Source organism: Myxococcales bacterium (assembly GCA_016706225.1).
Taxonomy (GTDB): domain Bacteria; phylum Myxococcota_A; class Polyangia; order Polyangiales; family Polyangiaceae; genus JADJKB01.
This window is the reverse complement of the sequence record JADJKB010000021.1, coordinates 31,683-43,577: the sequence shown is the minus strand read 5'-3', so window position 1 is coordinate 43,577 and position 11,895 is coordinate 31,683. Positions and strand designations below refer to the sequence as shown.

Genomic DNA, 11,895 nt, shown 5'->3' with positions numbered 1-11,895 from the left:
GGAAAACGTGCCTGTCAGGCTCGGAGTGCTGTATACTTGTTCAGTATCATGGCGGCGCGGATCTGTTGCCTCGATCTCGACACGTTCTTTGTGTCCGTGGAGCGCCTCTTCGATCCGTCCTTGATCGGTAAACCCGTGGTCGTGGGCGGGCGCCGCGGGTCCCGGGGGGTCGTCACCGCGGCGAGCTACGAGGTGCGGGAGTTCGGCGTGCGCTCGGGAATGTCGCTGCGCGACGCGAGCCGCCTGGCGCCCCCTCACGCGATCTTCCTTCCGACGCGTCACGGTGTGTACGGGGACTACGCCAAGCGCGTGCGCGCCGTGCTCGATCGGTTCACACCCGAGGTGCGCACCGCGAGCATCGACGAGTTCTACCTCGACTTTGCCGGCTGCGAGGAGCTGTATCGGCAGGCCCCCGGCGAAGATGGCGACCTCGTCATCGAGCGTGTGGTGCGCGAGATGTGTCGCGCCATTCGCAGCGAGGTAGGGCTGCCCGCGAGTGCGGGCATCGGCGGCACGCGCATCATCGCGAAGGTGGCGAGCGGTCGAGCCAAACCCGAAGGCGTCTTGTTCGTAGCGCAGGGGACCGAGCCTGAGTTCTTGTTGCCGCTTGCCGTGCGCAAACTGCCTGGCATTGGACCGAGCGCCGAAGCGCGGATGGCCGCGGACCAGATCCACACCCTCGGCGATCTGGTGGGTCTGCCGACCGGGGCAACACGGGCCCGATATGGCCGCATCTTGGCGCTGCTGCTGCGTGAGCTCAGCGGGGAGGGAACTCGAACCCCGCTCGCGCGCGAGCGGCCCGCGTTCAGTGAGCACGACCCAGAAGGGCTGCACGTCGGGAGCATCTCCAACGAGCGGACGTTCTTCGCTTCGCTGGGAGACGAAGCCAAGATCTTCGCGCAGCTCCTCGGCTTGGTCGAGCGGGTGTGTTTTCGAGCGCGCAAGCGCGGGATCCGGGCGCGGACCATCACACTCAAGCTGCGTTACTCCGATTTCGTGACGCTGAGTCGCTCGCGGAGCGTCGAGCCCACCCACGAAGAGGCGGTGGTCCTCTGCACGGTGACGGAGCTCTACCGCGCTGCCCGGACCCGACCCTTGCCGATTCGCTTGCTCGGCATTGCCCTGTCGAAGCTGGTAGCCGAGGACGAGGCGCGGCAGCTTCCGTTGCCGTTCCGCCGCGCACCACCGGTCTTCACCGCGATCGATCAGGTGCGCAAGCGCTATGGCTACGACGCCGTACACCTGGCCGCTTCACTCGGAAAGGGCAAGCGCCAGTGAGCCGGGCTGCCTACGGGCTCGACCTGCGCGTCAGGGGTGCCACGCCGAACCCGACGCTGAAGCGCCGGCACCACACCACGGCGCTCACGTACTTCGATACGTCCACCCCGGCTGGGATTTCGTAGTTGGCGGAGCCGATGTTGCCCTTCAGGGGCCCAAGATCGACGAACTCCCCGTCATCGTAGACGGACCAGTCCTTCTGCGGAGCCACGGCCGACAGGTACACATGGAGCTCGGGGCCATTCGAGGTGTGGAGCTCGTCCAGCCGTAGCAGGTGTTTCCCGTCCGCGAGCGCAACCAGTGAAGCCGTGCCCTTTGTCTCGTGCTCCAGGCTCTGGAACGCTCCGCTCGCCACCGTCGCCATGCCGGTGGGCGCGGTCTCGTTCACCTGCTGGTTGATGAACAAGTAGTGGGGGCCGAACCAGTAGACAGCAAAAGCGATGGCGGGGGCGACAACGGCGGCGCCGACCAACAACAGCTTCCGCCGACTCATGTCGGACATCCTGGCACGGAATGCGGTGTAGCTCCTCCGCTGCTGTCGACTGGAGCCTGCAGGTTGCTGTCAGTACCCTGCGGGTTGTGCGCGGGGAACCGACGTTCTGCCGGGAAAACGCCTGGCGCGCGCCTTGCTCTCTGGTGGATTGTGATGACGGCCACGAACAAGACGACGCAACCCGAAATTCCGAGTGCCCGTCGCGCCGACCCCAAAAGCTCGCCGCGCACGGAGGACGTGTTGCAGGAGCAGATCGACCGCGCGACCGAGGCGCTCCTCCGCGGCAATGCGGGTCGTGCTCGCGAGCTGCTTTTGGCCGTGCTCGATTCGTACCCGGGCAACACGGAGGTCCGCCGGCTGCTCGCGAAGCTGCCCAGCGATGTTCCCCCTGCTCGGGCGCCGACAAAATGAAAACGGGGCCGGTGGTGACCGACCCCGGTCGGCCGATGACACGGTCCGCGTTTGCGAGCCTCGTCGTTCGAATGGCCAACGAAAACCCGCCAGGACTTGCCTGATGGTACTTCGCCCGAGACTCAGAAAGCCGGCCACCGCGTTTGCCGGCCAGGAGCCCGAGCCCGAATGCGTATGCGGAGAGGTTCGTTCGATCAATCAGGCACGAGTGCCTGCGGCGTGTCATCCCGCTCGGCGAGCAACACCTTCGACAGATCGTGGCCGACTACGTCGAGCACTACCATCTCGAGAGAAACCATCAGGGCCTCGGCAACGCGCTGATCGAAGCCCCGCCCGCAAACTCGAACGGCGGGCGGACGATTCGATGTCGGGAGCGGCTCGGCGGAACGCTCCGCTACTACCACCGGGATGCGGCTTGATTTCGCGCGGACCAGTTTTCGGACAGTACGCCCTTGTACTGATCCTCTCACTTTCAGCTGCCGCAAGCCGTCCAACATTGCTGTAGGAGACAGTTTCCGTACGTGACGTAGAGCGCCGATCCCGCCGGGTGATCCGCGTCGCACTTCTGCATGCAAACCGTGTCCGTCCCGCATCCCGAGTAGCACTGCGTCCACACCCAGTACTCGCTGGACTGGGAGGCAGCGTACATCTCGGCGCAGCACTGCGCCTGCGCACACGTCGAGCACGCGGCGTCCTGGATGGTCACGCCACAAACCAGAGACGTTGGCATGACGCACTCGGCCGTGCACTCGTGAGCCATGCACGCGCTGAACACGTTCATTTCGGGGAGCCCTCCTGCATGGTCGACCTTGCATTGCTGCCAGCAGGGCCCAGAAGAGCACCCCGGTTTCCCGCCGCAGGTGCGCAGAGCAACGCAGTCGGCGTCGCTGGCGCATCCCTTCATCTGGGAGCAGCACTTTGCCTCGACGCAGCTCACGCAGGCCGCAGGGGCGCCAAACGGCAGGCTTCCGCAAACGGCGCCGCTGCCCCCGGTTCCGCCCACGCCCGCCGTACCGCTCGACCCGCCGCCGCCCGGTGCCCCACCACTGGTCGTGCCACCCGTCGCGCTGGTGCCACCCGTCGCGCTGGTGCCACCCGCCGCACTGGTGCCGCCCGTCGCACTGGCACCCGCAGCACCGCCGCCAGCGGCCGCGTCGGCACTGCCGCCAGCGGCCGCATCGGCGCCGCCACCGCCAGCGGCGTCCTCACTCCCACCGCAAGCGGTCGCGAGCAACGCGAAGCCAAGACCCCACCCCACCCCACGTTTCATGCTGGACAACCATAGACCCGCGGCCCGCGGTTGCAAGCTGGGTCTTGGCTGCCCGTTCTTGTCGTGCGGTCGGGCGCGCGCCGGCGAGGCTCGTAACGGTACGCCGGGGCCTCATGCTACTGGCTAGGGCTTTGCGTCGAAGCCGCCGGGGTGGGCGTAGGCGGTGTATTGGCCGTAGCCGACCAGCTGCAAGCCGAAAGGTTTGTCGCCGGTCAGCGTGTGGAACACCAGACCCGTCGCGTCGGCGGGGATGGTCAGCACGCCGAACCCCGAGGTGCCGATCGCCTTCGGAGTGCCGGTCACGGGATTGCCGTCGAGAGTCACGGTCGCGCCGCTCGGAACGACCAGCTCGAAGTGAGACGAAGGATAGTCGGGCGCCGCGCTCACACTGTATTGCGTGCGGAACTGAGATACGGATACCACCTGCCGTAAGGCCGGGTCGCCCACCTGATTCGGAGCTGGGGTCAGGGGATCGAGTAGGGCGCCCCCAGGGATGAACGACATGACGGCGATGGGCTGATCGGCGACGACCGAGAAGTCGGCTGCGACCAGTCCGAGGTCCGCGAGCTGACCCGCCGCCAGCGAGCTCGGCGCTTTCGCAGGCTTCGTCCCCGAGTAGGTCAAATTCGTTCCATCCACGTGCCCCACGATCTTCACGACGTGCGAGACGGGGGCACCCTTTGGTCCCTGCGGCACGGGAACGACGTAGCTCTTGCCCAGTGCGTGCGCCGGGGGCAGCGCGTCTTCCAGATGATCGCAGGCCTGAGTGCCCTGTGGGACCTGGACGCAGGACGCACCCGAAATGACCTGGACCGGCTTGTCAGCGGAGATCAAAGTTCCGCTGAGATCTGCCGTGCTCTGCCCCTGGAGCACTACGACGTCGCTCTTGTTCAAGTAGAGCTCAAACGTTCCGCCCGCGGGTTGGGCCGAAATGCCACCGCCACCCTTCAGCGTTGCGCTGAACGAAAGTGTCACGCTCAGCTTGGTGTTGTCGCTGGCAGCCGTGACGGTCAGCGTCGGACCGATGTCCAGGCCGACGGTGCTCCAACCCAAAGGGCCGACGGCGCGATAGCTCGTGCCCAGAGCGCTGGTCGGCAGCAGGACCGACGAGTCTGCGGTGTATGCGAAGCAGCCCATGCTGCAACTCAGCCCGGGACAAGCGGCCCAGCTCTTCCCGGGGGGACCTCCTTGGTCCTTGTATTCGATGGGACTGAACTGCGTCACTCCAACAGGCAAGGAGCTGGTGACCCGATACGCTCCGCCGTCGACCCGCACCGTGCCGCCGCTCGGCACTGCACTCCCGTTGCAGTTGCTGTCGTCGCCTTTGAGCCCGCTCACCCACGGCAGGAAGATGATCTTGGACGTCTTTCCAGCCAGTTTCTCGTTCACGGTCGTCCCCGCGCGCGTCACCGTGACGTCGACACTCGCAGTGTGCGGGTTCACGACCACGATGGCGAAGTCGAAGATGGACCACACGCTCGTGGGCGTGACCGTCGGCCAAAACTCGCACCCGTAGGTCGACTTCTGAAGCCCGGCCTCGGCACACGTCGACGGCACGCCGCTGATTGGCACGCCGCCGCCGGTTCCGCCACCACCGGCGGTTCCACCGACACCGCCACCGCTGCCTCCAGCTCCGCCGGCGGAACCGCTGCCCGCTGCGCCACCGCTCGGCCCACCGCCTGCTCCGCCTCCGCCGCTGCCACCCCCGCAGTCGCACGCGCCCCAGGAGCCGTCCTTGCCGCAGGTTTGCCCGCCCTGACATGCTCCGGGCCCGACACAAGCCCGGGTCTCCCCTTGCGGGCAGCCACCCTTGCCTCCACCGCCGGACTCACTGCCACACGCCGCAGCCGCTCCCATCGCGACGAGCGCCGACGCGAGTGATACGCCACCGATTCGCATATTGCCGCTCCCGGACTCGACTATCGCGTGTCCCGGCGTGGCTGCCAAGTGACGCGCTCGATGTTCAGCGTAGCCCGACCGTCGATCGGTGGGCCCGAGATGACTGTGACGTCGTTTTGCCGCGCCCCTGCAGCTCGAACGGAGCAACAGCCATCAAGGCATCTTCACCCGGTACAGATGATGGCGATAGTCACCGCCGCCGGGCTTCCACCAGGTCTTCCTTCACGGCCGGATAGTTGGGCTCGATCTTCAGCGCCCGCTCGAAGCGACTGCGCGCCTGGTCGCGATCCCCTCGAGCCAGCGCGACGAGGCCTCGCCCGTGGGAGTGTGTGGACGAGGATATCACTCCTAGACGCAAGCCCAGGCCGCTGCGGCCGACCGAACAGCGCTCTCAGTTCGCCTTGCACCCGGAGACCGGGATGGATGCGGGAGATACGACCGCGGAACTCGCGCGGCGTTCGCGCGCTCGGAGCGCAGCGGCCTGTGGAGCGCCACAGATTCTGGATCCGGAACCGCTCAGCTCCGCGTAGTGTTCGAAAACCCAGCCCACGAAATCGCCGCCGATTTGGGACCTCCACCGCCGGCTGCGCCGCCCGTCTGTGCAGACGCACCACTCCCGGCCGCACCGCCGCTCGACGAAGTTCCCCCGGAATCGTCGGAGCCGAAGAGCGCGAGCCCGCCGGCCAAGGTCAAGAGAGCAGAAGAGGACCGTTGGGAGAGCATACGCTGAGGTTAGCGCGATCCTTCGGCTCGGGCTCACGACCGCGCAAAAGCGAGTAATGGTTCGAGCTCGTGGCCGTCGGCGGCTCGAAGCGCAGCCACATATCGGCTGCGCAACTCGCCCACATCCGCAAGGCTGCCCCCACCCCAACTGAAGGGTTCGCCGCCGAGTTTCTCGATCAGGAGATCGGCCATGAGGCGCGCGTGCCGTCCGTTGCCATTCGGGAACGGGTGGATGGCGACCAGCCGGTGATGCAGCCTCAGTGCGATCTCGTCTGGCGCGTAGGTCGCGTGCTCCACCCAGTAGCGTACGTCGTCGAACAACGTCACCAGGGCCACGGGAATGCGGTGGGAATCGATGCCGATGTTGCGTTCGGTCTGCCGGTAGGTTCCGGCCCAACTCCAGACATCACCGAACATGCGCTCGTGCAAGGTCCGAGCAAAGGAGTCATTTAGCAGGCCGACTGCCGTGAGGCCGCGGCTGCGCCGCGCCCATATGGCGGCCTTCAGAATGTTACCCTGCTCGGCGTCGTTGAGGTCGCGTCGGTGCGTCACCCATGTCTGCAGGAGTCCCTCTCGCTCTTCGTGCGCGACGGGCGTCGCGTCGTCCGCTTCCTGAAACAGATCCGTCACGCCTGAACCCAGAGATCGCGGTCCTCGAGGGTGTCGCGAATGTAGGCGTCGATCCGAGCTTCGAGATCGGCGTCGCCGGTTCCTTGCGCCTCCAGCTTCATCGTGTGCGCGACGCGGCCAAGGTCGCGCATCGCTATCTTGCGGGCGCGGTCACGCACCATCGCCTCGAGCGAGGTGTTCGGCACGAGCGCATAGACCAGCGTGCAGTCGAGGGCTTCCGCCGCCCGGCGCAGGGTCTCGAGCTTGATGGCGCCATTTTTCTCGGACCGCTCCAGGGCGCCGACGCTTTGCGGACTGATCTTCAGCCGCTTGGCAAACTGCACTCCCGTCATGCCGAGGGCATCGCGGACCGCCCTGATCCAGCCCTTCGGCGGGACCTGGAACCGATCGGGTGGCTTGAGCGTCAGGAGCCGTTCGTCGAGCCTCTGACGCGCTCTTTGGCGAATCTGCGATTTCATAGCAGCACCTGATTTTAGTACCTGAAAATCATACCACAATATGAGTTTAGAGCGTTGAGATCAGACTACTAGCTGACAATATCGCGCTAAAATCATAGTATGTCCTGACTAAACGCCACTTCCATGGCGTAGTGCACGAAAACCCCTGCTCGGGCGCCGACAAAATGAAAACGGGGCCGGTGGTGACCGACCCCGCTCTCGGTGTTCCGACCGCTCCGGGTGTTACTCCGCCGGCTCGGGCTCCGCTTTCTTGGTCGGCGCCGGCTCCTGTCCGGAGTGGATCCGCATGCCGTAGAAGCTGCGGTAGACGAAGAACAGCATGAGCGAGAAGAAGACCACTGCGAGGATCGCGCTGGTCTGGCGGCTGAACTGCATCGCCATCTCGACTGCCAAGAGACCGAACAGCGTCGTGAACTTGATGATCGGGTTCATCGCCACGCTGGACGTGTCCTTGAAGGGATCCCCGACGGTGTCACCGACGACACAGGCATCGTGCAGCGGCGTGCCCTTCTCCTTGAGGTCGACCTCGACCACCTTCTTGGCGTTGTCCCAGGCGCCGCCGGCGTTGGCCATGAAGAGCGCCTGGTGCAGGCCGAAGAGCGCGATGCTGATCAGGTAGCCGATGAAAAAGAACGGCTCGACGCAGGCGTACGCCAAGGTCGCAAAGAACACGACCAGGAAGATGTTGAACATGCCCTTCTGCGCGTAGGTCGTGCAGATCTCGACGACCTTCTTGCTGTCGGCGATGCTGGCCTTGACCACTCCGTCCAGCTTGATGTTCGCCTTGATGAACTCGACCGCACGGTAGGCGCCGGTCGTCACCGCCTGGGTCGACGCACCGGTGAACCAGTAGATGATGCCGCCGCCGGCGATCAGTCCGAGCAGGAAGGGCGGGTGGATCAGCGAGAGTTTGTCCAGGTCCTGTTTCAGCCCATTGGTCAGCATGACGATGATCGAGAAGATCATCGTGGTTGCGCCCACGACCGCGGTGCCGATCAACACCGGTTTGGCGGTCGCCTTGAAGGTGTTTCCAGCGCCGTCGTTCTCTTCGAGCAGGTGTTTGGCCTTCTCGAAGTTGACCTTGATCTTGTAGTCCTTCTGGAGCTCGTCCTCGATGCCCTCGATGCTCTCGATGGTGGACAGCTCGTACACACTCTGCGCGTTGTCGGTCACCGGGCCGTAGCTGTCGACGGCGATGGTCACCGGGCCCATGCCGAGGAAGCCGAAGGCCACCAGGCCGAAGGCGAAGACGGCCGGCGCCATCATGATGGTCTCGAGCCCCATCATGCTGACCCAGTAGCTCGCGCCCATCAGGATCATGAGCACGATGCCCATCCAGAACGCGCTGAAGTTCCCGGCGGTCAGCCCCGAGAGGATGTTGAGCGAGGCGCCGCCTTCGCGGCTGGAGGTGACGACCTCTTCGACGTGCCGGCTCGAGGTGCTGGTGAAGACCTTGATCAGCTCGGGGATGATGGCACCGGCAAGCGTGCCGCAGCTGATGATGATGCTGAGCTTCCACCATAGGGTCGGGTCGCCGCCGAGGCTCGGTACCAGGAGGTACGAGACCAGGAACGTCAGCCCGACGCTGACCAGGGACGTCAGCCACACCAGAACGGTGAGTGGGTGCTCGAAGTTGAACTTGTCCTTCGGGCCCAGCGTCGCCTTCTGGTAGGCCTCGTTGGCCAGGTACGAGAACGCGCTGGCGATGACCATCATCACGCGCATTGCGAAGATCCAGACCAGGAGCTGGACCTGCAGCAACTCTTGCGGCACCGCCAGGAGAATGAACGTGATGAGCGCAACACCGGTCACGCCGTAGGTCTCGAAGCCATCCGCCGACGGACCGACCGAGTCACCCGCGTTGTCGCCGGTGCAGTCGGCGATCACACCGGGGTTGCGCGCGTCGTCCTCTTTGATCTTGAAGACGATCTTCATCAAGTCCGAGCCAATGTCGGCGATCTTGGTGAAGATGCCGCCGGCGATGCGGAGCGCCGAGGCGCCCAGGGACTCACCGATGGCAAACCCGATGAAACACGGGCCCGCGTACTCGCGCGGGATGAACAGCAGGATGCAGAGCATGATCAGCAGCTCCACGCTGATCAGCGCCATGCCGATGCTCATGCCGGCCTTGAGTGGGATGGCGTAGAGCGGGAACGGCTTGCCGCCGAGCGCCGCGAATGCGGTGCGGCTATTGGCGTAGGTGTTGATTCGGATCCCGTACCAGGCCACCCCGTAGCTGCCGGCGATGCCGACCAAGCTGAACAGCAGGATGATTAGTACGCGCTCCGCGGGGAAGTGCTGGAGCACGCCGAAGTACACCACGATGATCGCCCCGATGAAGATCTCGAGGATCATGATGAACTTGCCCTGAGTGATCAGGTACGTCTTGCACGTCTCCCAGATGAGCTCATTGATCTCCTTCATCGACTTGTGAGCCGGGAGGTTCTCCACCTGCTTCAAGGTGATGAAGGCGAACACGAGCCCCAGCACGCAAACGACGAGGCCGCCCATCAGGAGCGCCCTGCCGCTCATGCCGAGCATCTGGACCTTCTCCAGGTCCGGCAGGACCAGCGCGGCTTCGCCACCGCCGTGGGGTTGGCCTTCGCTGGCCTGGGCCAAGCCGCTCACGAAGAACGTCGCGAGCAGCGCCATGAGTGAAGTGAGAGCGAATGTGGCCTTGTGCAGTGCGCCACGGGCTGACCAAATAGACATCTCGCTTAAACCTCCGCTTTCGCGGAGGCGAGCTTCCACGTCCGTGCGACGAAACGAGCACCAATCGGGCAGCTCGGGTCGCCGTTCGAAGCGCTTGGCCTCGCCTCGCCCCCCCTAAAGCAGGGGGAGAAACCGCGGCCCGTTTACCAGAGTCGGGCCTGAACGCAAATGCCTGTCAGTCCAGAATCAACCGGGCCTGTCACAGCTCGGTGCCGTAGGGGCGTAAGCCGCTGAAAACGAAGGCGGACGCAACCGGCTTGGGCGGCCGAATAATCGGGCCAATCACCCCCCGCGGCTTCGCGTGCCGGACGAAGGTGCTCCGTTGGCGGCGCGGGGCGCCCTGGAGGGGGCGGCGCTCAGGGCGTGAAGCGCAGACCTGCCCAGCCGGCGGGGTACTCGTCGACGGCGGCGCTGGCGCGGGCGGGGCCCGAGCTCCCGAGGCTGAGGCCGTAGCGGCGGTAGTCCCCGGCGACGACCGCCCGGAGCATCGGGATGATCTGCCACTCAGCGAACAGACCCGCGTCGAGGCCGAAGCCGGAGCTCTCCGGGAACCACTCGGCCTCGCCGACCTCTCCGACTCCCGTCAGCAATCGACCGCCGAGCATCGAGCCGAGTGAGAAGTCTCCGAACACCAGCCGCCCTTCGGCGCCAAGCCGCACGAACCCATACTTCACGTCGGGCAAGAGCGGTCGGGTAGAGCTCGCATCGACGGCGAACTCGTCCTGGCCGTAGCCGAGCAAGAAGTCGAGCTCGTGGGCCGAGACCGGGACACGAAACACACCTTGCGCGAGCCAGTGGGTGGCGCGGGTCGAGGCTTGGGTGCCGTCCGGTGCTCGGGTCTCGAGCAGCACCGCCCGATCGAAGCGCCCATCGAGTCCCAAGTTTCCGCCCGCGCCGTCGGTGAAGTGGGCGCCGGGAAACCAGCGCAGCGAGACCGTCTGCAGGGGCGCGGCGCCGAGGTCGTAGGGTCGGAGCGTCGGGTCGGACACACCGGTGTAGCGGAAGTGTCGCGCGAACACGCCGGCGCCGAGCGTGGCGCGCAGTGGCTCGCGTCCGCGGTCCGTCGACGTCTTGCTCAGTTTCGGCGCGCCTTGTCCTCGGTCCGCTTCGGCGTCCCGGCTCGGGATGGTCTCACGCGGTGGCACGGGCGCCTTGGCCAACGACAGGGCCGGCTGCATGCGGGGCGCGAGGTCGCGGTCAATCTTCGCCTTCATGCCGCCCAGATAGGGCGCGTCGAACTCGTACTCACCCAGGACTCCACCGTCCGAACCGCTCATCAGCTTGATGCGCGCCAGGTGCGTTCGGCCTCGTCGCGTGACCTCGCCGACGATCACGGCCGCGGCGTTCACCGACTGTGCGATGCGGATGATGTCGGACTCGTTCTCGTCGTCGGCGCCCCGCGCCAGGTCTTTGGGGACTTCTCTGTCCGGAACCAGTGCCAGCTCACCCCGGCGCTTCAGCGCGCCCGCGACCCAGCCTCGTACGGCCGCGTTTCCGGCGCCGTCGAAGTGTGTCAGCACGATGCGCTGTGGGCCGCCGTCCGTCTTTGGTGCGAGCTCCCGGATGCTGCTGCCGAGCAGGCGCCAGGTCGTCTTCTCGAGTTTGTCGTGCAGCTCTTCGGGTGACGCGGCGCGAAGCTTTCGGGTCTCGACCACCTGTCCTTTGGGCGACAGCACGCGCAGCGTGGCCTCCACCGAACCCCTGCGCTGTTTGACCTCACCCTCGACGAGGGCGGAGAGGCCGAGCGCGCGTGCGACCCGGCTGACGCCGGCGCGCTTGCCAAGATCTGCGTCGAGATCGCCGGCGACGTCGACGGCGTGACGCAGGGAGACCAAGCGGATCTTCTTGCGACGAGCGAGCGCGCTGAGGACACCGGAGCGCACGCCGTCGGCGTCCTCGCCGCTGAACTCCGTCACGAGCACACGTCGCTCGGCGGTCTTGGCCAGAGCGGGTCGCGGGACGAGCGTGGTCGTCAACGCCAGCAGACACAGCCAGAGGAACTTGTGCACGCTTCTCATGGG

The 11,895-nt window shown here is 65.8% G+C and carries 11 protein-coding genes; 3 read left to right on the top strand and 8 right to left on the bottom strand.

The window, feature by feature from the left end:
- The first annotated feature begins 48 nt into the window (after positions 1-48).
- A complete protein-coding gene (locus IPI67_24900) occupies positions 49-1,278 on the top strand; it encodes a DNA polymerase IV (GenBank protein MBK7583416.1) in 1,230 nt (409 codons plus the stop codon).
- 10 nt (positions 1,279-1,288) lie between these two features.
- On the opposite strand, the gene IPI67_24895 is transcribed toward IPI67_24900, so the two are convergent.
- On the bottom strand, positions 1,289-1,771 hold the full coding sequence (locus IPI67_24895) for a DM13 domain-containing protein (protein MBK7583415.1): 483 nt from the start codon (positions 1,769-1,771) through the stop codon (positions 1,289-1,291).
- Between the two features lie 153 nt (positions 1,772-1,924).
- Here IPI67_24895 and IPI67_24890 point away from each other — a divergent pair, with 153 nt between their 5' ends.
- Together IPI67_24890 and IPI67_24885 are read left to right on the top strand one after the other, a co-directional pair.
- The gene (locus IPI67_24890; GenBank protein ID MBK7583414.1) at positions 1,925-2,182 is read left to right on the top strand and encodes a hypothetical protein; all 258 of its coding nucleotides are present in this window, start codon (positions 1,925-1,927) and stop codon (positions 2,180-2,182) included.
- 143 nt (positions 2,183-2,325) lie between these two features.
- Positions 2,326-2,601, top strand: coding sequence for a transposase (locus IPI67_24885; GenBank protein MBK7583413.1), 276 nt, complete (start codon positions 2,326-2,328; stop codon positions 2,599-2,601).
- A 53-nt stretch (positions 2,602-2,654) separates the two neighbouring features.
- Here the strand turns inward: IPI67_24885 and IPI67_24880 are convergent, their stop codons facing one another.
- From IPI67_24880 to IPI67_24850, 7 genes are all read right to left on the bottom strand, one after another.
- Positions 2,655-3,452 (bottom strand): hypothetical protein, encoded by a 798-nt coding sequence (locus tag IPI67_24880; protein ID MBK7583412.1) that lies wholly within the window; start codon positions 3,450-3,452, stop codon positions 2,655-2,657.
- Between the two features lie 123 nt (positions 3,453-3,575).
- The gene (locus tag IPI67_24875) at positions 3,576-5,351 is read right to left on the bottom strand and encodes an IgGFc-binding protein (GenBank protein ID MBK7583411.1); all 1,776 of its coding nucleotides are present in this window, start codon (positions 5,349-5,351) and stop codon (positions 3,576-3,578) included.
- Between the two features lie 190 nt (positions 5,352-5,541).
- A complete protein-coding gene (locus IPI67_24870) occupies positions 5,542-5,697 on the bottom strand; it encodes a hypothetical protein (protein ID MBK7583410.1) in 156 nt (51 codons plus the stop codon).
- Between the two features lie 410 nt (positions 5,698-6,107).
- The gene (locus IPI67_24865) at positions 6,108-6,704 is read right to left on the bottom strand and encodes a mobile mystery protein B (protein ID MBK7583409.1); all 597 of its coding nucleotides are present in this window, start codon (positions 6,702-6,704) and stop codon (positions 6,108-6,110) included.
- Complete coding sequence (locus IPI67_24860) at positions 6,701-7,162, bottom strand: mobile mystery protein A (protein MBK7583408.1); 462 nt, start codon at positions 7,160-7,162, stop codon at positions 6,701-6,703. Before IPI67_24860 ends, IPI67_24865 begins: the two co-directional genes overlap by 4 nt.
- 222 nt (positions 7,163-7,384) lie before the next feature.
- Complete coding sequence (locus IPI67_24855; GenBank protein ID MBK7583407.1) at positions 7,385-9,814, bottom strand: sodium-translocating pyrophosphatase; 2,430 nt, start codon at positions 9,812-9,814, stop codon at positions 7,385-7,387.
- Between the two features lie 416 nt (positions 9,815-10,230).
- A complete protein-coding gene (locus tag IPI67_24850; GenBank protein MBK7583406.1) occupies positions 10,231-11,892 on the bottom strand; it encodes a hypothetical protein in 1,662 nt (553 codons plus the stop codon).
- Positions 11,893-11,895 lie beyond the last annotated feature (3 nt).

Excerpts from the sequence above, each read along its gene's own strand:
- IPI67_24850 (MBK7583406.1), bottom strand. The coding sequence starts at position 11,892 with ATGAGAAGCGTGCACAAGTTCCTCTGGCTGTGTCTGCTGGCGTTGACG.
- IPI67_24900 (MBK7583416.1), top strand. The coding sequence starts at position 49 with ATGGCGGCGCGGATCTGTTGCCTCGATCTCGACACGTTCTTTGTGTCC.
- IPI67_24895 (MBK7583415.1), bottom strand. The coding sequence starts at position 1,771 with ATGAGTCGGCGGAAGCTGTTGTTGGTCGGCGCCGCCGTTGTCGCCCCC.
- IPI67_24855 (MBK7583407.1), bottom strand. The coding sequence starts at position 9,814 with ATGGCGCTGCTCGCGACGTTCTTCGTGAGCGGCTTGGCCCAGGCCAGC.
- IPI67_24860 (MBK7583408.1), bottom strand. The coding sequence starts at position 7,162 with ATGAAATCGCAGATTCGCCAAAGAGCGCGTCAGAGGCTCGACGAACGG.
- IPI67_24880 (MBK7583412.1), bottom strand. The coding sequence starts at position 3,452 with ATGAAACGTGGGGTGGGGTGGGGTCTTGGCTTCGCGTTGCTCGCGACC.
- IPI67_24890 (MBK7583414.1), top strand. The coding sequence starts at position 1,925 with ATGACGGCCACGAACAAGACGACGCAACCCGAAATTCCGAGTGCCCGT.
- IPI67_24875 (MBK7583411.1), bottom strand. The coding sequence starts at position 5,351 with ATGCGAATCGGTGGCGTATCACTCGCGTCGGCGCTCGTCGCGATGGGA.